Source organism: Naasia sp. SYSU D00948 (genome assembly GCF_017916515.1).
GTDB lineage: Bacteria > Actinomycetota > Actinomycetes > Actinomycetales > Microbacteriaceae > Naasia.
Window position 1 is genome coordinate 3,037,235 of record NZ_JAFMTA010000001.1, and the last position, 19,596, is coordinate 3,056,830.

19 protein-coding genes are annotated in these 19,596 nt (G+C 71.2%); 2 read left to right on the plus strand and 17 right to left on the minus strand.

Annotated features, from left to right (window positions below; all coding sequences use genetic code 11):
* Positions 1–2: 2 nt before the first annotated feature.
* The 3 genes from coxB to J3P30_RS14200 all read right to left on the minus strand — a co-directional run bounded on the left by coxB (position 3) and on the right by J3P30_RS14200 (position 2,932).
* Entirely contained in the window at positions 3–896 is an 894-nt protein-coding gene (coxB, locus tag J3P30_RS14190; RefSeq protein WP_210481650.1) for a cytochrome c oxidase subunit II, read from the minus strand.
* A 190-nt stretch (positions 897–1,086) separates the two neighbouring features.
* Positions 1,087–1,452 (minus strand): iron-sulfur cluster insertion protein ErpA, encoded by a 366-nt coding sequence (gene erpA / locus J3P30_RS14195; RefSeq protein WP_210481651.1) that lies wholly within the window; start codon positions 1,450–1,452, stop codon positions 1,087–1,089.
* A gap of 67 nt (positions 1,453–1,519) precedes the next feature.
* Complete coding sequence (locus J3P30_RS14200; RefSeq protein ID WP_210481652.1) at positions 1,520–2,932, minus strand: dipeptidase; 1,413 nt, start codon at positions 2,930–2,932, stop codon at positions 1,520–1,522.
* Positions 2,933–2,971: 39 nt separating this feature from the next.
* Here J3P30_RS14200 and J3P30_RS14205 point away from each other — a divergent pair, with 39 nt between their 5' ends.
* A complete protein-coding gene (locus J3P30_RS14205) occupies positions 2,972–3,544 on the plus strand; it encodes a DUF3043 domain-containing protein (RefSeq protein WP_210481653.1) in 573 nt (190 codons plus the stop codon).
* 165 nt (positions 3,545–3,709) lie between these two features.
* Here J3P30_RS14205 and J3P30_RS14210 read toward each other — a convergent pair whose 3' ends face one another.
* The 4 genes from J3P30_RS14210 to hisD form a co-directional block, all read right to left on the minus strand.
* Positions 3,710–4,738 (minus strand): quinone-dependent dihydroorotate dehydrogenase, encoded by a 1,029-nt coding sequence (locus J3P30_RS14210; protein WP_210481654.1) that lies wholly within the window; start codon positions 4,736–4,738, stop codon positions 3,710–3,712.
* Between the two features lie 42 nt (positions 4,739–4,780).
* Positions 4,781–5,614 (minus strand): SDR family oxidoreductase, encoded by an 834-nt coding sequence (locus J3P30_RS14215; RefSeq protein WP_210481655.1) that lies wholly within the window; start codon positions 5,612–5,614, stop codon positions 4,781–4,783.
* Between the two features lie 91 nt (positions 5,615–5,705).
* Complete coding sequence (gene nrdR / locus J3P30_RS14220; RefSeq protein WP_210481656.1) at positions 5,706–6,185, minus strand: transcriptional regulator NrdR; 480 nt, start codon at positions 6,183–6,185, stop codon at positions 5,706–5,708.
* A gap of 42 nt (positions 6,186–6,227) precedes the next feature.
* Positions 6,228–7,553: a histidinol dehydrogenase gene (gene hisD, locus J3P30_RS14225; RefSeq protein ID WP_210481657.1), complete on the minus strand. Its 1,326-nt coding sequence runs from the start codon at positions 7,551–7,553 to the stop codon at positions 6,228–6,230.
* Between the two features lie 89 nt (positions 7,554–7,642).
* Between hisD and J3P30_RS14230 the strand changes: the two genes are divergently transcribed.
* Entirely contained in the window at positions 7,643–8,143 is a 501-nt protein-coding gene (locus J3P30_RS14230) for a flavin reductase family protein (RefSeq protein WP_210481658.1), read from the plus strand.
* Positions 8,144–8,227: 84 nt separating this feature from the next.
* Here the strand turns inward: J3P30_RS14230 and dnaE are convergent, their stop codons facing one another.
* The 10 genes from dnaE to murC form a co-directional block, all read right to left on the minus strand.
* A complete protein-coding gene (gene dnaE / locus J3P30_RS14235; RefSeq protein WP_246853440.1) occupies positions 8,228–11,686 on the minus strand; it encodes a DNA polymerase III subunit alpha in 3,459 nt (1,152 codons plus the stop codon).
* 360 nt (positions 11,687–12,046) lie between these two features.
* Complete coding sequence (locus J3P30_RS14240) at positions 12,047–12,967, minus strand: RluA family pseudouridine synthase (RefSeq protein ID WP_210481660.1); 921 nt, start codon at positions 12,965–12,967, stop codon at positions 12,047–12,049.
* Positions 12,960–13,469: a signal peptidase II gene (gene lspA, locus J3P30_RS14245; RefSeq protein ID WP_307807519.1), complete on the minus strand. Its 510-nt coding sequence runs from the start codon at positions 13,467–13,469 to the stop codon at positions 12,960–12,962. The genes J3P30_RS14240 and lspA overlap by 8 nt, the downstream gene beginning before the upstream one ends.
* A gap of 97 nt (positions 13,470–13,566) precedes the next feature.
* Complete coding sequence (locus J3P30_RS14250) at positions 13,567–14,250, minus strand: DivIVA domain-containing protein (protein ID WP_210481661.1); 684 nt, start codon at positions 14,248–14,250, stop codon at positions 13,567–13,569.
* Positions 14,251–14,373: 123 nt separating this feature from the next.
* Positions 14,374–14,685: a YggT family protein gene (locus tag J3P30_RS14255; protein ID WP_210481662.1), complete on the minus strand. Its 312-nt coding sequence runs from the start codon at positions 14,683–14,685 to the stop codon at positions 14,374–14,376.
* A 128-nt stretch (positions 14,686–14,813) separates the two neighbouring features.
* Positions 14,814–15,281: a cell division protein SepF gene (locus J3P30_RS14260; RefSeq protein WP_210481663.1), complete on the minus strand. Its 468-nt coding sequence runs from the start codon at positions 15,279–15,281 to the stop codon at positions 14,814–14,816.
* A 32-nt stretch (positions 15,282–15,313) separates the two neighbouring features.
* Complete coding sequence (locus J3P30_RS14265) at positions 15,314–15,982, minus strand: YggS family pyridoxal phosphate-dependent enzyme (protein WP_210481664.1); 669 nt, start codon at positions 15,980–15,982, stop codon at positions 15,314–15,316.
* On the minus strand, positions 15,979–17,151 hold the full coding sequence (gene ftsZ / locus J3P30_RS14270; protein ID WP_210481665.1) for a cell division protein FtsZ: 1,173 nt from the start codon (positions 17,149–17,151) through the stop codon (positions 15,979–15,981). Before ftsZ ends, J3P30_RS14265 begins: the two co-directional genes overlap by 4 nt.
* 135 nt (positions 17,152–17,286) lie before the next feature.
* Positions 17,287–18,150 (minus strand): FtsQ-type POTRA domain-containing protein, encoded by an 864-nt coding sequence (locus tag J3P30_RS14275; RefSeq protein WP_210481666.1) that lies wholly within the window; start codon positions 18,148–18,150, stop codon positions 17,287–17,289.
* Positions 18,147–19,553 (minus strand): UDP-N-acetylmuramate--L-alanine ligase, encoded by a 1,407-nt coding sequence (murC, locus tag J3P30_RS14280; protein ID WP_210481667.1) that lies wholly within the window; start codon positions 19,551–19,553, stop codon positions 18,147–18,149. Before murC ends, J3P30_RS14275 begins: the two co-directional genes overlap by 4 nt.
* Positions 19,554–19,596 lie beyond the last annotated feature (43 nt).

Below are 19,596 nucleotides of genomic sequence, written 5' to 3' on the forward strand. Positions count from 1 at the left end.
AGCTACTCCGTCTCGGCGGATTCGTCTGGCGAGTCCTGCATCGGCAGGATGTCCGTGCGGTCGAGCTCCTCGCCCAGCCGGCCGGTGAAGCCCTGGTCGCGGAGGGACTGGATGTAGTCCTGGTACTCGTCCTGGGAGACCACCCGCACGGTGAACAGCATCTGAGCGTGGTAGTCGCCGCAGAACTCGGCGCACTTGCCCGCGTAGCTGCCCTCGCGCTGCGTGTGCAGGGTGATGAAGTTCGTGTGGTGCGGGTACGCGTCCATCTTCTGGAGGAAGTCGATCACCCAGAAGGAGTGCGCCACGTCGCGGCTGCGGATCTGGAACTCGATGGTCGAGTCGACCGGCAGCACCAGCACGGGGACGGTGGACTCGACGAGCCCGCTCCCCGGGACTCCGAGCGACTCGGGCTGCGTCTGAACGCCCGCGTAGTAGACGTCCTCGTCGAGGTAGTTGAAGTCCCAGCCCCACTGCTTGGCGTAGACCTCGATCGTCTCGTCCGGAGTCTCGGCCCGCTGCTGGATCTCGGCCTGGTCACGGGACGTGAAGGCGAAGAAGCCGAGGACGAGGATGAGCGGCAGGATCGTGTAGAACGCCTCGATCGGCATGTTGTACCGGAGCTGCTCGGGAAGGCCGGTCTGGCCCCTCCTGCGCCGGTACACGACGGCCGCGAAGATGATCAGGAACCAGGTGACGGCCCCGACGACGAGCAGCACCACCCACGAGCCGACCCAGAGGTTGGAGATGCGCTGAGCGTGGTTGGTGACCGCCGGCTCGCCCTCCTGGAAGCCCGGCAGGAACCCATGGAGCTGAGCCTGGGTGCATCCCGCGAGAGCGATGATCACAGCTGTCGCGAGCGGTATGGCCGCCCAGCGGAGTCGACGTCTCGAGCGCACTAGAACCTCTCGCGATGCAGGACCGGGACAACGCCAATCCTATAGCGAGGGGAACCACCGGCCTCGACCACGACTCCCCCGCAGAACCGCAAGAACGCCCCGAATACGGCCTGGGAATCCGGGAAGGGAGCACCCGGAAACGGCGAAGGCCCCGATCCGTGCGGATCGGGGCCTTCGGGCGCGGCGGAGCTCAGTGGAAGGAGTCTCCGCAGGCGCAGCTGCCCGCCGCGTTGGGGTTGTCGATGGTGAAGCCCTGCTTCTGGATGGTGTCCTCGAAGTCGATCGTCGCGCCGTCGAGGTACGGGACGCTCATGCGGTCCACGACGACCTCGACGCCCTCGAAGTCGCGGGTGGTGTCGCCCTCGAGCAGGCGCTCGTCGAAGTAGAGCTGGTAGATGAGGCCCGAGCATCCGCCCGGCTGGACGGCGACGCGCAGACGCAGGTCGTCGCGGCCCTCCTGCTCGAGGAGGCTCTTGACCTTGGCCGCGGCCGCATCGCTCAGGGCGACACCGTGGCTCGTCAGCTCGGGCTTCTCGGTCAGGGTGACGTCGGTCATGGCTCCTCCGGAGGACGTTGGTGCGTCGATTGTACGCGGCGTTTCCCCGGAGCCGGCTCGGGACCGTTCAGCCGCGCCGCTCGAGGCGCGCGAGGAGGAGGGCCTCGCTCAGGATCGCGCGCCGCAGCACGCCGAGGTGCTGCGACTCGTTGGGCGAGTGCGCCCGGGTGTCGGGATCCTCGACGCCCGTGACGAGGACCTGCGCGTCGGGGAACGCTCGCACGAGCTCCGCGATGAAGGGGATGGAGCCGCCGACGCCCTGGTGCACGACGGGATTGCCCCATCCGTCGCTCAGCGCCGTGGCCACCTCCTCGAACGCCCATCCGGATGTGTCGACGAGGAAGGGGTCGCCGAGGTCCACGTCGTCGATCTCGATCCGGGCGCCGAAGGGCGCGCTCGAGCGGAGGTGCGCCTCGACCGCGCGGTACGCATCGGACGCGGCCTGACCCGGTGCCACGCGGACACTGACGCGCAGTCGCACAGACGGCAGCAGCGTGTTCGACGCGTTGAGCACGCTGGGAGCGTCGATGCCCGTGACGGTGATGGCCGGCGCGAACCAGCGCTGCGCGTTGAGGTCGCCCCCGGCGATCGGCTGGACCCCGGGCAGCAGCCCCGCCTCTGCGGCGAACTCCTCCTGCGGATACGGCAGCGCATCCGTGCCCCGGTAGGTCTCGAGGCCCGGGACCGCGACCGTGCCGTCGTCGTTCCACAGGGTCGCGAGGAGCTTGACCGCCGCCAGCATGGCGTCCGGAGCCGCGCCGCCGAACATTCCGGAGTGCACCGCGTGCTCGAGCGTCGAGACGGTCAGCTTGAAGGTCGCGTTGCCCCGGAGGCTGACGGTCAGGGCGGGCACGGAAGTGCTGACGTTGTCGGAGTCGGCGACGACGATGACGTCGGCCGCGAGGAGGTCGCGGTGCTCCCGCAGCAGGGCCGGGAAGGACCGCGAGCCGAACTCCTCCTCCCCCTCGAGGAAGAGGGCGATGCCGAGATCCGGATCGGGACCCACGGCGGCGGTGAGCGCCCGGAGTGCCGCGAGATGCGTCTCGACGCCTGCCTTGTCGTCCGATGCTCCCCGGCCGTACAGGCGGTCTCCGCGGACGGTCGGCTCGAACGGCGAGGAGTCCCAGAGGTCGGGGTCGCCGGGCGGCTGCACGTCGTGGTGGGCGTAGAGGAGGACGGTCGGGCGGCCGTTGCGCGCCGGGCGCCGGGCGATCACAGCAGGCTGGCCGGGTGCGCCGTCGGGTCCGGCGGCCTGAGCCACCCGCACCTCGTCGAAGAGCTCGAGGGAGCGCACCGCATCCGCCACCGCGTCGGCCGTCGCGGCCACGTGCGAGCGGTCGAAGCCGTCCCAGGAGACGGACGGGATGCGGACGAGCCGGGCGAGCTCCGCGACCGCGGTCGTGAAGCCGTCCTCGACGGCGGTGCGGACGGCCTCGTCAGCCGGGTCGAGCGGGCGGACGTCCGGGCCGTTCGAAGTCACAGGCGTTATCGTAGGCCGTCAGTTCTAGCGAGGATTCCCGTGGCCAACAACAGCACCCCTTCCACTCCCCCGCCCGCGGCGCCCGAGACCCCGGCGTCGGGGAAGGGTCGCCCGACTCCGCCTCGTCGGGAGCGTGAGGCCGCGAACAAGCGTCCGCTCGTGCCGAACGACCGCAAGGAGGCCGCGCGGCAGAACCGCGCGAAGCTGGCCCAGTCGCGTGAGAAGGCCCGCATCGGGCTCGCGAATGGCGACGAGCGCTACCTCCCGGCCCGCGACAAGGGGCCGCAGCGCCGCTTCGTCCGCGACTGGGTGGACGCGCGCTTCAGCGTCGGCGAGCTCTTCCTGCCGCTGATGGTCGTCCTGATCATCGCGACGTTCATCCCCTCCTACGAGGTCCAGGTCTACGCGATGCTGACGATGTACGTCTTCATCGCGCTGATGATCCTCGACGTCGTCCTGCTCGGCTTCCTCGTCCGCCGCAAGGTGGCCGCGAAGTTCGGCGCCGACCGGGTGGAGAAGGGGCTGCGCTGGTACGCCGCCATGCGCGCCCTGCAGTTCCGCCGCCTCCGCCTGCCCAAGCCCCAGGTGCGTCGCGGCCAGTACCCCGTCTGAGTCCGGCTTCCCCTCCCAGCCGGACGCGCCCTATCCGCTGGTCCGCCTCCCGCTCCCCCTCGCGCTCAACAGGCACGGGACGGTCCAACAGCAGACCCGACGGCGTGTCGTGCTGTTGAAGCAGTGAACGCCTGTTGAGCGCGAGGTCCGGCGGGGACGGACGGGTCAGCGGTTCCGGGCGAGACCGCGGTTGATCTGGCGCGCCCAGAGCGGGCCGCGGTAGAGGAATCCCGTGTAGCCCTGCACCAGGGTGGCGCCCGCCGCCAGCCGCTCGCGCACGTCCGCCGCCGTCTCGACGCCGCCGACCGAGATGACGCACATCTCCGCGGGGACGCTCTCACGGAGGATCCTGAGCACCTCGAGGCTGCGCGGGGCCAGCGGCCCGCCCGAGAGCCCGCCGGCTCCGGCCGCGGCCACCGTCGCCTCCGGCGTGGCGAGCCCCGAGCGGGAGAGCGTCGTGTTCGTCGCGATGACGCCGTCGAGGCCGAGCCGGGTGGCGAGGCCGCCGAGGTGCCGGATCTCCTCGTCCGCGAGGTCCGGCGCGATCTTCACGAGCAGCGGGACGGATCCTGCCTCCTCCCGCACGGCCTGCAGCAGCGGCTCGAGGCGGTCGAGCTCCTGCAGCCCGCGGAGCCCGGGCGTGTTCGGCGAGCTGACGTTGACGACGAGGTAGTCCGCGAGCGGCGCGAGGAGCCGGGCGCTGGCGCGGTAGTCCTCGACCGCGTCCTCGACGGCGACGACCCTGCTCTTGCCGATGTTGACGCCGATGACCGGAAGGTCGCGGTGACGCTCCCGCAGGCGGCGCAGCCGGCCCGCCGCCGCCTCCGCTCCCCCGTTGTTGAAGCCCATCCGGTTGATGACCGCGCGGTCCGGCAGCAGGCGGAAGAGTCGCGGACGCGGGTTGCCGTGCTGGGGACGGGCCGTGATCGTGCCGACCTCGACGTGCCCGAAGCCGAGCTGGCCGAGTCCGCGGATCGCCTCCGCGTCCTTGTCGAAGCCCGCGGCGAGGCCGAAGGGGCCCGGGAAGCTCAGGCCGAGCGCCTCGACCCGGGCGGACGCGGGAGGGGAGGTGAATCGGCGGACGAGGCCCCCGAGGCCCGTGGCGGGGAGCCGGCGGATGACGGCGAACGCGAGCCGGTGTGCCAGCTCGGGGTCCATCCGGACGAAGACGAGGCGGAAGAAGAGGGGATACATGCCCGCACCAGGCTACTGGGCGCCCGGTGCGGGCATGCGCCGTCAGAGGATCGGCTTGCCCCCGGTGACCGCGACGCGCGCGCCCGAGATGTAGCTGCCCTCGTCGGAGGCGAGGAGCACGTACACCGGCGCGAGCTCGGCGGGCTGACCCGGACGACCGAGCGGCACGTCCTTGCCGAACGACTCGACCTTCTCCTTCGGGAAGCTCGCAGGAATCAGCGGCGTCCAGATGGGGCCAGGGGCGACGCTGTTGACGCGGATCCCGCGCGACCCGAGCATCTGCGCGAGCGACGCGGACAGGCTGGCGACGCCCGCCTTCGTGACGGCGTACGGAGCGAGCTCCGGGCTCGGCTGGTCCGACTGCACCGAGCTCGAGCCGATGATCGAGGCGCCCGGCTTGAGGTGAGGCAACGCCGCCTTGACCAGGTGGAAGTACGCGCTGAGGTTGGTCGCGATCGTGTAGTCCCATTCCTCGTCCGGGACCTCCTCGAGCGACTCGCGCGACATCTGGTACGCCGCGTTGTTGACGATGATGTCGAGGCGGCCGAATTCGCGGACAGCGGTCTCGATGATCGACCGGCAGTGCGCGGGGTCGGACAGGTCGCCCGGCACGAGGACCGCCTTGCGGCCGGCCTCCTCCACCCACTTGGCGGTGTCCTTCGCGTCCTCGTCCTCGTTGAGGTAGCTGATCAGCACGTCGGCCCCCTCGCGGGCGTACGCGATCGCGACGGCCTTGCCGATGCCGCTGTCCGCGCCGGTGATGACGGCCGCCTTGCCCTCGAGCCGGCCGTGTCCCACATAGCTCTGCTCGCCGTGGTCGGCCTTCATCTCCTGCTCGGTCCCGGGGGGTGCCTGGACGGTGTCCGGTTCGCTCATGTTCTGCCTTCCTTGGGTGGACTGCTCAGTCCCTTCGGGACTGACTTCCATCCCAGACGGCCCCGAACGGGGGCGGAAGGGGTTGACGGGCTTACGCGCTCGGCTCGGCGCGCTCCTGGGCCTGCCCGTTCTCCACGCGGAGGAGCGTGATGGCGGTCTCGAAGTCGTCGAGCGACTCGAAGTTCTGGTAGACGCTCGCGAAGCGGAGGTATGCGACCTCGTCCAGCTCCCGCAGGGGCGACAGGATGGCGAGGCCGATGTCGTTCGCCTCGACCTGCGACGCGCCGGTGGCCCGGATCGTCTCCTCCACCTTCTGCGCGAGCACGGCGAGGTCGGTGTCGGTGACCGGGCGGCCCTGGCAGGCCTTCCGCACGCCGGACATCACCTTCTCGCGGCTGAACGGCTCGAGCACGCCGTTCCGCTTGATGACGTTGAGGCTCGCGGTCTCCGTCGTGCTGAACCGGCGTCCGCACTCCGGGCACTGCCGCCGGCGGCGGATGCTGAGGCCGTCGTCGCTCACGCGGGAGTCGACGACCTTCGTGTCGTGGTGGCGGCAGAACGGGCAGTGCATGGTGCGACCAGAGTACCGACGCGACCTGGACGGCGTGCCGGGTTAGTCCTCGCCCGCGCTCGGCGAGGGGAAGCGGGCGGTGACCGCCTCCCCGTGGGCGGGGAGCCCCTCCTCCTCGGCGAGGGCGACGATCCGCTTCGCCGAGCGGGACAGCGCCTCGAGCGAGTAGCGCACGATCTGCTGCGGGCGCAGGAAGGTGTACGCTCCGAGGCCCGAGGAGAAGCGGGCGGTCCCCCCGGTGGGCAGGACGTGGTTGGACCCGGCGAGGTAGTCGCCGAGGCTGACCGGGGCGGCAGGGCCGACGAAGACCACGCCGGCGTCGGTGATCGCCGGCAGCACCTCCTCGGGCTGAGCCGTGAGGATCTCCAGGTGCTCCGGCGCGTACGCGTTGCTGAAGGCGGCGGCAGCCGGGAGGTCGTCGACGAGGACGACCGCGGACTGCCGGCCGGTGAGCGCGGTGCGCACCCGGTCGGAGGCCGCCGTGGACGCGACCATGCCGGGGAGGCGCTCGGCGACCGCGTCGGCGAGCTCGGCCGAGTCGGTCACGAGAAGGGCGGCGGCGAGCTCGTCGTGCTCCGCCTGGCTGATGAGGTCGGCGGCGACCAGGCGGGGATCCGCGGAGCCGTCGGCGATCACGAGGATCTCGGTCGGGCCCGCCTCGGAGTCGATGCCCACGCGGCCCTGCACCAGCCGCTTGGCAGCGGCGACGAAGACGTTGCCCGGGCCCGTGAGGACATCGACCGGCTCGAGCCCCAGCTCGGGCACGCCGTAGGCGAGGGCGCCGATCGCGCCCGCGCCGCCCATCGCGTACACCTCCTCGATGCCGAGGAGTCCGGCGGCACCCAGGATCGTTGGGTGCACCCGGCCGCCGAAGGCGGCCTGGGCGGGCGAGGCGACGGCGAGCGAGGCCACCCCGGCGACCTGGGCGGGCACGACGTTCATGACGACGCTCGACGGGTACACCGCCTTGCCACCCGGCACGTAGAGCCCCACGCGCCCGACCGGCTGCCAGCGCTGCTCAATCTCGGCCCCGTCCTCGAGCACGGTGATGTGCCCGGCGGGAACCTGCGCCGCGCTCGCCCGGCGGACGCGGGCGATCGCCGTCTCCAGCGCCTCCCGCACCGCGTAGGGCAGGGTGCCGACCGCCTCCGCGATCTCGTCGGCGGGCACGCGGATCGCCGGGGGACGGACGCCGTCGAAACGGGCCGCCTGGTCGAGGAGGGCCTCCTCGCCGCGCTCCCGGACAGCGTCGATGAGCTCCGCGGCCGCGCCTGCCGCGCGGACGGGATCCACCTCCGGACGCGGCACCAGGCCGAGGAGCTCGGATCGGACGAGACGGCGGCCGCGGAGATCGACGAGCTGCAACATGGCGCGGCAAGTCTAGCGAGGGCCGGAGGCGGCCCTGCCGGGCCGGGGTCGAGGACCCAATAGGGTGACGGACGGGGAGGAGCCCGAGGATGGACGAGAGGTTCACGGCCGACGATCTGACGGCCTTCAAGCAGGCGTTCCGCCGTCATGCGGCGGGCGTCGCCGTGATCACCGCCCGCGACACCGACGGCACCCCGGTCGGGTTCACCGCCACCTCGCTCGCGTCCCTCGCCGCCGTCCCCCCGCTCGCGACGTTCAACATGGCGCGGACCGCGTCGGCGTGGCACGCGGTGGACACGACCGACCGGGTCGCGATCCACATGCTCGGCTCGCGCAACCGGCCGGTGGCCGAGCGCCTGTCCGGCCCGGCCGCCGAGCGCTTCCTCGGCGACCACTGGCACGAGGGTCCGCACGGACTGCCGATCCTCAATGACGTCACCGCCTGGATGACCGCGCGCATCCTGCAGCGGGTTCCGGTCGCGGGCAACGCCGTCGTCGTCGTGCACGTCGAGGAGGGCGCGCTGGGTCCCGACGACGCGCCGCTGCTCTACCATGGGCGGGCCTACCACGCCCCGCGCCCCCTGGACTGACCTTCTCGTCCCAAGTCGGGCCGATCCGGTCGATCCGGGCCGCAGTTCCGGCCCGCATCCGCCGGACCGGCCCGGCTTGCCGCGTCAGCCGAGGCAGCCGGGCCCGAGAAGGCTCTTCACCTCGCCGTAGAAGTCGGCCGTGACGTCCACGCGGAACGGCAGCTCGAAGACGCGGGCCGTCTCGCCCTTCACGAGGCGCAGGCGCACCTCGGTGTCGCCGCTGTGCCGGATCAGCACGTCGTTGAGCGCCTGGACCGTGTCGGTCGTCGCGCGGTGATCCGGCATCGTCAGCACGAGCGGACCGGCGCCGAGGCTCGTGCCGAGGTCGGGCGTGAACAGGCTGTAGGCGTGCAGGTTGAGGCTGTCCTCGCGCTGGCTGACCCGCCCTCGGACGACCACGACGCTGTCCGCGGCGAGGGCCGGCGCGAACTCCTGGTACGCCTTGCCCATGAACATGACGGTGATTTCCGCGCCGAAGTCCTCGATCTGCACCATGCCGTACTGGTTGCCGGAGTTCCGGGCCGTCCGGTGCTGCACCTCGGTGACGAGGCCCGCGATCGTGACCGTCTCCCCGTCCGCGATGGACTCGCTCGAGAGGAGCTCCGAGATGCTGCTGCTCGCGTGCTTGGCGAGCTGCAGCTCGAGCCCGGCCAGCGGGTGGTCGGAGACGTAGAGCCCCAGCATCTCCCGCTCGAACGCGAGCTTGTCGCGCTTGGCCCACTCCGGGCGGTCCGGCACCCGGTCGGGCTCGGTCTCGAACTCGAACAGTCCGCCGAACAGGTCGATCTGCCCGTTCGCCTCGTTCCGCTTGATCGACACCGCGGCGTCGACCGCGTCCTCGTGGATCTCGAGGAGGGCACGGCGGGTCGCACCGAGCGAGTCGAACGCGCCCGCCTTGATCAGGGACTCGATCGTCCGCTTGTTCGCGACGCCGATCGGGACCTTGCGGAGGAAGTCGTGGAAGGAGGTGAAGCGGCCCTTCTCGTTGCGGGCCTCGATGATCTGCTCCACGACGGCCATGCCGACGTTGCGGACCGCGCCGAGTCCGAAGCGGATGTCGTCGCCGACGGCCGCGAAGAAGCCGATGGACTCGTTGACGTCCGGGGGCAGGACGCGGATCTTCATGCGGCGGCACTCGTTGAGGTAGACCGCGAGCTTGTCCCGGGCGTCCCCGACGCTCGTGAGCAGGGCGGCCATGTACTCGGCCGGGTAGTGCGCCTTAAGGTACGCGGTCCAGTAGCTGAGGACGCCGTACGCGGCGGAGTGCGCCTTGTTGAACGCGTAGTCCGAGAAGGGCAGCAGGATGTCCCACAGGGTCTGCACGGCGGCGTCCGAGTAGCCGCGGTCGTTCATGCCCTTCTTGAAGCCTTCGAACTGCTTGTCGAGCTCCGACTTCTTCTTCTTGCCCATCGCGCGGCGGAGCAGGTCCGCCTGGCCGAGCGAGTACCCGGCGAGCTTCTGGGCGATGGACATGACCTGCTCCTGGTACACGATCAGGCCGTAGGTCGTGCCGAGGATGTCCTGCAGGGGCTCCGCGAGCTCGGGATGGATCGGGACGATCTCCTGGAGCCCGTTCTTCCGGAGCGCGTAGTTGGTGTGCGAGTTGGCGCCCATCGGCCCCGGCCGGTAGAGCGCGCCGACCGCGGAGATGTCCTCGAAGTTGTCCGGCTTCATGAGCCGGAGCAGGGCGCGCATGGGGCCGCCGTCGAACTGGAACACCCCCAGGGTGTCGCCGCGGGCGAGGAGGGCGTAGGTGGCCTCGTCCTCGAGCGGCAGCTTCTCGAGCTCGGGCCGGTGCGCCCGGTTCGCCTCGATGTTGTCCAGGGCGTCGTCGATGATCGTGAGGTTCCTCAGCCCGAGGAAGTCCATCTTGATCAGGCCGAGCGACTCGCAGGCCGGGTAGTCGAACTGCGTGACGATCTGGCCGTCCTGCTCCCGGCGCATGATCGGGATGATGTCGAGCAGGGGCTCGCTCGACATGATGACGCCGGCGGCGTGCACGCCCCACTGCCGCTTCAGGTTCTCGAGGCCGAGCGCCGTGTCGAAGACCGTCTTCGCATCGGGGTCGGACTCGAGCACCGCCCGGAAGTCGGCGGCCTCCTTGTACCGCTCGTGGCTCTTGTCGAGGATGCCGGTGAGCGGGATGTCCTTGCCCATGATCGCGGGCGGCATCGCCTTGGTGAGCTTCTCCCCCATGCCGAAGGGGAAGCCGAGCACGCGCGACGAGTCCTTCAGCGCCTGCTTGGCCTTGATCGTGCCGTAGGTGACGATCTGGGCGACGCGGTCGTCGCCGTACTTCTCGGTGACGTACTTGATCACCTCGCCGCGCCGGCGCTCGTCGAAGTCCACATCGAAGTCGGGCATGGAGACGCGGTCGGGGTTGAGGAAGCGCTCGAAGATCAGGCCGTGCCGGAGCGGATCGAGGTCCGTGATCCGCATGGCGTACGCCACCATCGAGCCGGCGCCCGAGCCGCGGCCCGGGCCGACCCGGATGCCGTGGTCCTTGCTCCAGTTGATGAAGTCGGCGACGACGAGGAAGTAGCCCGGGAACCCCATCTTCGTGATCACGTCGAGCTCGTAGTCGGCCTGCTTGCGCACCTCGTCCGGCACGCCGCCCGGGTAACGGTACGCGAGGCCCTTGTCGACCTCCTTCACGAGCCAGCTCGCCTCGGTCTCCCCCTCGGGCACCGGGAAGCGCGGCATGTAGTTGGCGTCCTGGTTGAACTGGACGTCGCAGCGCTCGGCGATGAGGAGCGTGTTGTCGCAGGCCTCCGGATAGTCGCGGAACAGCTGCCGCATCTGCGCCGGCGTCTTCAGGTAGAACTCGTCGGCGTCGAACTTGAACCGGTTGGGGTCGTCGAGCGTCGTGCCGGACTGCACGCACAGCAGCGCCGCGTGACTGGTCGCGTCATGGGCGTGCGTGTAGTGCAGGTCGTTCGTGGCGACGAGCGGGAGGCCGAGGTCCTTGGCGAGCCGGATGACGTCGCCCATGACGCGCCGCTCGATGCCGAGGCCGTGGTCCATGATCTCCGCGAAGAAGTTCTCCTTGCCGAAGATGTCCCGGAAGTCGGCGGCCGCCTGGCGCGCCTCCTCGTACTGGCCGAGCCGGAGCCGGGTCTGGACCTCGCCGCTCGGGCATCCCGTCGTCGCGATGAGGCCGGTGCCGTACTGGGAGAGCAGTTCGCGATCCATCCGCGGCTTGAAGTAGTAGCCCTCGATGGACGCCTTGGAGGACAGGCGGAAGAGGTTGTGCATGCCCTCGGTCGTCGCCGAGAGGAGCGTCATGTGCGTGTAGGCGCCCGCGCCGGATACGTCGTCCTCGCCGCCGTTGCCCCAGCGGACACGCGTCTTGTCCGAGCGGTGCGTGCCGGGCGTGAGGTACGCCTCCGTGCCGATGATCGGCTTGATCCCGGCCGCCGTCGCGGTCTTCCAGAAGTCGTACGCGCCGAAGACGTTGCCGTGGTCCGTGACCGCCACCGCGGGCATCCCCTGCTCCACCGCCGCGTCGATGAGCGGCTTGACGCGCGCCGCACCGTCGAGCATCGAGTACTCGCTGTGCACGTGCAGGTGGACGAAGGAGTCGGTCGCGGACGCCACGAAGGGTGCCTCCTAGGTCACGGAAGAGGGAGCGGCCGTGGCGGTGGGGAGACGCACCGGCCGGCGGGGTGCAAGCAGTCTAAGCAGGGCCGCCGACACCGCCCGGCGCGACGCTCCGGTCCGGGTGCGGCGGGGTCCCCGGGGCTTCGCGGGGATCAGGAGGCCGTGCTGCGGGGTTCTGGGAGCTGCGCGGATCAGGAGATCCGTGGGCCCGCACGGCGTGTCATCCTGATCGGCGTGCGGAGACGCGCGTCCATCCTGAACCGCGTCGAGTCTCCTGATCCGCGCAAGTAGGGGGACTCAGGGTCAGCCGCGGAGGGCCGTGAGGGCGGCGTCGAGGTCCTCGGGGTAGGCGCTCTCGAACTCGGCCCACTCCCCCGTCGCCGGATGCCGGAAGCCGAGCCGAACCGCGTGCAGCCATTGCCGGGTGAGGCCGAGCCGGGCGGACAGGACGGGATCGGCGCCGTACATCGTGTCGCCGACGCACGGGTGCCGCTGCGCCGCCATGTGGACGCGGATCTGGTGCGTCCGCCCCGTCTCGAGGGTCACCTCGAGGAGCGACGCCGACGGGAACGCCTCGATCGTCTCGTAGTGCGTGACCGACGGCTTCCCCTCGGCGGTGACCGCGAACTTCCAGTCGGAGCGCGGATGCCGTCCGATCGGCGCGTCGATGGTGCCGGTGAGGGGGTCCGGGTGCCCCTGGACGACCGCGTGGTAGATCTTGTCGACCTCGCGCTCCTTGAACGCGCGCTTCAGGGCCGTGTAGGCCCGCTCGCTCTTGGCGACCACCATGAGGCCGCTCGTGCCGGCGTCGAGCCGGTGCACCACCCCCGCGCGCTCGGCGGCGCCCGACGTGCTGATGCGGTAGCCGGCCGCCGCGAGGGCGCCCACGACCGTCGGTCCCTGCCAGCCGGGCGAGGGGTGCGCGGCGACCCCGATCGGCTTGTCGACCACGACGAGCTCGTCGTCGTCGTGGACGATGCCGAGCTCGGGCACCGGGATGGGCTCGATCTCGACCGGGCGGCGGTCCTCCCACTCGACCTCGAGCCACCCGCCGGCCTGGAGCCGGTCGGACTTGTCGAGGGTCCGCCCGTCGAGGCGGACGCCGCCCGCGCGCGCGATGTCGGCCGCCGCGGTGCGCGAGAAGCCGAGGAGCTTCGCCAGGGCCGCGTCGACCCGCTCGCCGTCGAGCCCGTCCGGGACGGGAAGGCTGCGGCTCTCAGCCATCAGCGGGCGGCGGCGGGTCGTCGGCGTGCCGCGAGCGGCGCGTCGGGGCACGGGATCCGTCGAGACCGACCCCGCGGAGCGTCAGGAGCACGAAGAGGATCATGCTCGACACGATCGCGACGTCCGCGATGTTGAAGATCGCGGGGAACATCCAGACGGACAGGAAGTCGACGACGTGTCCCACGCCGAAGCCCGGCTCGCGGAACAGGCGGTCGGTCAGGTTCCCGAGCGTGCCCCCGAGCAGCAGCCCGAACAGCACCGCCCAGCCGAGGGACCGGATGCGGTGCGAGAACCAGAGGATGAAGACCGTGACGGCGGCCGCGATGATCGCGAAGACCCAGGTGTAGCCCGTCGCGAGAGAGAACGCGGCACCGGGATTGCGGACGAACTCGAACTGGAGGAGCTCGCCGAGGACCGGCACCTCCTCGAAGGGCGTCAGGTTCGTGACGACCCAGAGCTTGCTGAGCTGGTCCGCGGCGTACACGACCGCGGCGACGGCCACGAGCGCGAGCAGGGCCCGGACATCGATGGGATGCCGGGCCCGAACAGGGGAAGGCCCGCCGGTGGCACTGCCGCCGGCGGGCTCCCCTGCAGTTCGGTCAGACGCCGCCAAAGGCCTGGAACGCCTGCGGCTGCCCGGCGCCCACGTTCCCGTAGCTGCCGGTGCTGTTCACGCCGCCCGACGCGTCCAGCTCGCGCAGCTGGCCCTCGATGTAGCCCTTGAGCTTCTGGCGGTACTCGCGCTCGAACGTGCGCAGCTCGTCGATGCGGTGCTCGAGGAGCGCGCGCTCCTGGTCGAGGGAGGAGATCTGGGAGCGCTGCTTGGCCTCGGCCTCCGCGACGACGCGGGCGGCGGTGGCGTGACCCTCGGCGATGAGCGCGTCACGCTTCTCGATGCCCTCGCGCACGTGCTCCTCGTGGAGGCGGCGCGCCAGCTGCAGCAGGTTGTTGGTGTTCGACGGGTCGATCGAGGCGGCGTCCACGGTGGCGGCGGCGGACGGGTAGGACAGCTGCGGCTGAGGCTGAGGAGCCGGCTGCGGTGCGGGCTGCTCGGCCGGGGCCGCGGCGGCCGCGGGCGCTCCGCCGCCGCTGCGCTGCAGCTCGGCGATGCGGGACTCGCTGGCGATCAGCCGCTGGCGGAGGTCCTCGTTCTCCTGCCCGAGACGGCGGAGTTCGACGACCACCTCGTCGAGGAAGTCGTCGACCTCGTCCTGGTCGTACCCCTCACGGAACTTGGTCGGCTGGAACCGCTTGTTGACGACGTCTTCGGGGGTGAGGGCCATGCTGTGCCACCTTCAGAAACTCTTGGTGTGTTCGGAGGACGAGGACCACGCTAGCGGGCGATGCCGGGATCACCCGAACGAGTCACATCGTTTCGGAGATCCCACGATAACGGGCGCGGCGAGTCACCCGAAGCGCGACAGGCTGGAGGCGACGTACATCCCGACGAGCACGAGGAGCATCGTGATGCTCCAGCCGAAGTCCAGCGCGACGGGCCCGATGCGCAGCGGCGGGATGATCCGGCGGAAGAAGCGGATCGGCGGGTCGGTCACCGTGTAGCTCACCTCGGCGACCACCAGGACCGCGCCGCGGGGCCGCCAGCTGCGGGAGACGGACTGCACCAGGTCGAGGACGAACCGCGCCCACATGATGAAGAAGTAGACGAGGAGCGCGAAGTAGAGGACGAGGCCGACGATCGCCAGCGGGCTGAAGCTCACGCCGTCATTCTCCCAGGCCGCGCTCGGGCCCCGGACACGCGGAGTCCCGGACCGCTCGTGCGGCCCGGGACTCGGCGCTCCGGGACTGTGGACTCAGGACGAGGCTGGGACCCGGGGGTTCGGGAAGGTCACGGGGTGTAGGACTCGTGGGTCTCGTCCGCCGTCGTGGTGTCGCCGGAGACGGCGACGTGCGCCGGCGAGAGCAGGAACACCTTGTTGGTGACGCGCTCGATCTTGCCGTAGAGGCCCTGGGAGAGGCCGCTCGCGAAGTCGATGAGCCGCCGGGCGTCCGCCTCCGTCATCTGGGACAGGTTGATGATCACCGGCACGCCCTCGCGGAAGCTCTCCGCGATGGCCTGCGCGTCCTTGTACTGGCGCGGGTGCACGGTGAGGATCTCGTTCATCTCGCTCGGCGCGGGAGCCCGAACGGCGGAGCGCCGCGGGAGCGCCGTGACGGTCGCCTTGGCGGGGACCGCGGCGGGAGCGGGCGCGGGGTGCTGCTGGGCGGGGGCGGCGGGCGCGGCGGGCGCCTCGTAGTCCTCGGGCTCGTCGGCGAGGCCGAGGTAGACCATCGCGTTGCGGATCGGATTCGACATGAGGAACCTTTCGGGGTGGCTTCTGTCCGAGATTAAGCGCGGGCCGGGCGGGAGCCCGTGATTGCGGTGCCGATGCGAAGGTGTGTCGCTCCCTCGGCGATCGCGTCCTCGAAGTCGCCGGACATGCCGGCGGAGATCGCGGTCGCGTCCGGGCTCACGGCGCGCACCGTGTCGGCGATCCCGCGGAGGCGGGAGAAGGCGCGCCGCGGCTCCTCGCCGAGCGGAGCGACGGCCATCACCCCGAGGAGGGAGAGGCCGGGCGCCGCGGCGATCGCCTCGGCGAGGGCGGGGGCGTCGTTCGGCGCCGCTCCCCCGCGCTCGGGGTCGTCGGTGAGGTTGATCTGCAGGAAGACGTCGACCGGATCGCCGGGAAGGTCGAGCGCCTGCACGAGCGGGAGCCGGTCCACCGAGTGGATGACGGAGGCGTACGCGCGCACCTGCCGGGCCTTCTTCCCCTGGAGCTGCCCGACGAAGTGCCAGCGCACGTCCGGCAGGAGCGCGGCCTTCTCGCGCGCCTCCTGGTGGCGGTTCTCGCCGAAGTCCCGGACCCCGAGCTCGCGCAGCTCGCGCACGAGCTCGATCGGCTGGAACTTCGTGACGACGATCGTGGTGATGGCCGAAGCCGGGCGGCCGCTCCGCACCGCCGCCTCCGCGATGCGGCTGCGGACGGCGGCGAGGCGGTCGCCCAGTTCGGACGTCACTTCAGGAAGTCGGGGATGTCCAGGTCGTCGTCGTCCTCGTCGTACCCGTGGTCGAGGTCCGTCGTCTGGGTGAGGGTCGTCACATCGGCGACGGCCTGCCACTCCTGCGACCCGGTCGCGCCCTCGGCCACGCTCGGGAAGCCCGCGGCCACGGCGACCGCTGCCGGCGTGTGGACCGGCTCGGAGTAGCCGCCCCGGCGCACCTCGTGCTTCGGGTTCGGCTCGCCGCCGTCGAATCCGGCCGCGATGACCGTGACCCGGACCTCGTCGCCGAGGGTGTCGTCGATGACGGCGCCGAAGATGATGTTCGCCTCCGGGTGCACCGCCTCCTGGACGAGCTTCGCCGCGTCGTTGATCTCGAAGATGCCGAGGTTCGAGCCGCCCTGGATGGACAGCAGGACGCCGTGGGCCCCGTCGATGCTCGCCTCGAGCAGCGGCGACGCGACGGCCAGCTCGGCCGCCTTGATCGCCCGGTCCGCGCCCCGTGCGGAGCCGATGCCCATGAGCGCCGATCCCGCCCCCTGCATGACGCTCTTGACGTCCGCGAAGTCGAGGTTGATGAGGCCCGGGGTGGTGATCAGGTCGGTGATGCCCTGGACACCGGCGAGGAGCACCTGGTCGGCCGTCTGGAACGCCTCCATGATGCTGATGCCGCGGTCGCTGATCTCCAGCAGCCGGTCGTTCGGCACGACGATGAGGGTGTCGACCTCGTTCTTCAGGGCCTCGACGCCGCGCTCGGCCTGCTGCTGCCGGCGCTTGCCCTCGAAGCTGAACGGCTTCGTGACGACACCGATCGTGAGGGCGCCGATGGACTTGGCGATGCGGGCGACGACCGGCGCGCCGCCGGTCCCGGTCCCGCCGCCCTCACCGGCCGTGACGAAGACCATGTCGGCCCCGGCCAGGGCCTCCTCGATCTCCTCCGCGTGGTCCTCGGCAGCCCGGCGTCCGACCTCGGGGTCGGCTCCGGCTCCGAGGCCTCGAGTGAGCTCGCGGCCCACATCGAGCTTGACATCGGCGTCGCTCAGCAGAAGGGCCTGCGCGTCCGTGTTGATGGCGACGAACTCGACTCCCCGCAGGCCGAGCTCGATCATCCTGTTCACCGCGTTGACGCCGCCCCCACCGACGCCGACGACCTTGATCACTGCCAGGTAGTTCTGGTTGTTGGTCACTACGGCCTCCGTCGGGTATGGGTATGGCTAAAGTTGTTCTTGAGGGTTAAAGTCCTGCTTGGTGAAGCATTTCTTGTCCTCGACGGTACGCGCCCGGGTCCGGTCGTCCCGGAGGCCCGCCGCGTGTCGTCAGCCTCAGCGGATGATTCCCACTCCGGGCGAGGAGACGTCGTACTCGGTGACCGTGGTCGGCTCCTGAAGCAGCAGCGCGGTGAGGTGCTGGGCCTTCCGCACCGAGTCGTCCGCGCTCCCCCACACCACCCGCTGACCGCCGGTGAGCACGAGGGAGACGTCGTCCGTGGTCCGCGCCGAGATCGTGTCGACCTGGGCGCGGAGCTCCGCCGGCAGGGCGACGAGCACCTCGGCGGCGGCGGTGAACGGGACGTCGTCGACGGTCGTGCCCTGCAGGTCGACGACCGGGAACCCCTCGATGCGCGTCGCGGAGGACTGGAGGGTGACGCCGGCCGAGTCGACGAGGTCGAATCCCCGGGCCGTGGCGAGGAGAGCCACGGGAGTCCGCTCCACGATGCGAACGACGAGCGTGTCCGGGGGCCTGCTCTCCGTCGTGTAGCTCTCGATGAGCGTGAACTCGCCGAGGGCGGAGCGGATCGCCTCCTCGCTCACCATGGGCAGCGGCTTGCCGAGCTCGCCGGAGACCGCCTCGACCACCTCGGCGGCATCGACCCGCGAGGCGCCCTGGACCTCGATGGTGCGCAGCGCGAAGAGCGGGGAGAAGGTCCCGAGCAGGACCAGACCCGCGAGGGCCGCGACCACGGCCAGGCCGACCAGGACGGAGATGCGGCGGCGGCGGGTGTGCCGGGTGAACCGGCGCACCTCGGCGCGCTCCGCGCGCTTCCGCTCCCGCGAGGCCTGGCGGAGCAGGCGGGACGCCGAGCGGACGTCCCCTGCCTCGGTCGCGCGCGGAGCGCGGGGCGGGGCGGACGCGCCGGAGGTCTCGGGACGGGAGGGAGCGGCGTCGAACCCGACGGGCCGCTTCACCCGACGTTCGCCTGGGCCGAGAGGGACTCGAGCACCTGCGGGATGATCCGGTAGACGTCGCCGCAGCTGAGGGTCATCACGATGTCGCCCTCCCGGGCGATGTCCGCGACGCGGGAGGCGGCCTCGTCCCAGTCCGGGAGGTACGCCACCTTGCTCTGGTCCGCGAAGGCCTCCTGGACGAGCGCACCGGTGACCCCGGGAACCGGGTCCTCCCGGGCGCCGTCGACGTCGAGGACGACCGTGTAGTCGGCGAGCCGCTCGTACGCCTGCGCGAACTGCGGCGCCATCAGCCGCGTGCGGCTGTAGAGGTGCGGCTGGTGGATCGCGATGAGCCGCCCCTCCCCGACGGCCGTGCGAGCCGCGGCCAGGGCCGCGGCCACCTCGGAGGGGTGGTGGGCGTAGTCGTCGTAGACCCGTACGCCGCGGACGGTGCCCTTCAGCTCGAACCGCCGCTTCGTGCCGCCGAACTGCCCGAGCGCCTCGGCGACGGCGGCCGGCTCGAAGCCGAGACCGGTGAGGACCGCGAACGCGCCCGCGGCGTTCACCGCGTTGTGCCGGCCGTGCACCTGGAGCCGGAGGTCGTAGTCCCGCCCCTGCCAGGTGAGGACGGCCTCGGCCGGCCCGTCGGTGCGGATCCGCGAGATGCGGACGTCGGCTCCGGCGCTCTCGCCGAAGGAGACGGTCCGGGTGCCCGGCACGAGGGCGGCGACCCGCCGCGCGCCGGGGTCGTCGGCGGAGATGGCGACGAACTCGGACGCGCCCGAGGCGAACTCAGCGAAGGCGGCGTCGAACGCCTCGGAGCTGCCGTAGTGGTCGAGGTGATCCGCGTCCACGTTGGTGATGAGGGCGACCGCAGTGTCGTAGAGCAGGAAGGATCCGTCGGACTCGTCGGCCTCGAGCACGAACAGGTCGCCGGATCCCGCCGCCGAGCTGCGCCCCAGCGAGGAGATGACTCCCCCGTTGACGTAGCTGGGATCGGCGCCGAGGTGGAGGAGGGCGGTGACGATCATGCCGGTCGAGGTCGTCTTGCCGTGCGCGCCGGCGACCGAGACGACGCGCTTGCCGCGGGTGAGGAAGGCGAGGGCCTGCGAGCGGTGCAGGACCGGGATCCCGTGCTCGAGCGCGTGCACGTACTCGGGGTTGTCCTGCCACAGGGCGCTCGTGACGACGAGGGCGTCGGCGTCGCCGACGTTCTCCGCGGCATGGCCGACCGTGATGCGGGCGCCCGCCTCGCGGAGGGCGGGCAGATAGGGCCCCTCGCTCCGGTCGGACCCGGACACGCGGTGTCCCGCCTTGAGGAACAGGTGGGCGATCCCGCTCATCCCCGAGCCGCCGATGCCGACGAAGTGCACGGCCCCCAGCTCGTCGGGGAGAGGCAGCGAGAGGTCAGGCTTGATCGGCACGGTCTCCAGGGTACGTCGTCGGGTGGGGGCGTCCGGGAAGGGG

Bases quoted from the DNA above. Each gene is read 5' to 3' on its own strand.
- erpA (WP_210481651.1), bottom strand. From the start codon at position 1,452: ATGACCGACGTCACCCTGACCGAGAAGCCCGAGCTGACGAGCCACGGT.
- J3P30_RS14210 (WP_210481654.1), bottom strand. From the start codon at position 4,738: ATGTATCCCCTCTTCTTCCGCCTCGTCTTCGTCCGGATGGACCCCGAG.
- J3P30_RS14215 (WP_210481655.1), bottom strand. From the start codon at position 5,614: ATGAGCGAACCGGACACCGTCCAGGCACCCCCCGGGACCGAGCAGGAG.
- nrdR (WP_210481656.1), bottom strand. From the start codon at position 6,185: ATGCACTGCCCGTTCTGCCGCCACCACGACACGAAGGTCGTCGACTCC.
- hisD (WP_210481657.1), bottom strand. From the start codon at position 7,553: ATGTTGCAGCTCGTCGATCTCCGCGGCCGCCGTCTCGTCCGATCCGAG.
- J3P30_RS14230 (WP_210481658.1), top strand. From the start codon at position 7,643: ATGGACGAGAGGTTCACGGCCGACGATCTGACGGCCTTCAAGCAGGCG.
- dnaE (WP_246853440.1), bottom strand. From the start codon at position 11,686: ATGCTCGACGGTGCGGCGCGCGTCAAGCCGCTCATCGACGCGGCGGTG.
- J3P30_RS14240 (WP_210481660.1), bottom strand. From the start codon at position 12,967: ATGGCTGAGAGCCGCAGCCTTCCCGTCCCGGACGGGCTCGACGGCGAG.
- J3P30_RS14250 (WP_210481661.1), bottom strand. From the start codon at position 14,250: ATGGCCCTCACCCCCGAAGACGTCGTCAACAAGCGGTTCCAGCCGACC.
- J3P30_RS14260 (WP_210481663.1), bottom strand. From the start codon at position 15,281: ATGTCGAATCCGATCCGCAACGCGATGGTCTACCTCGGCCTCGCCGAC.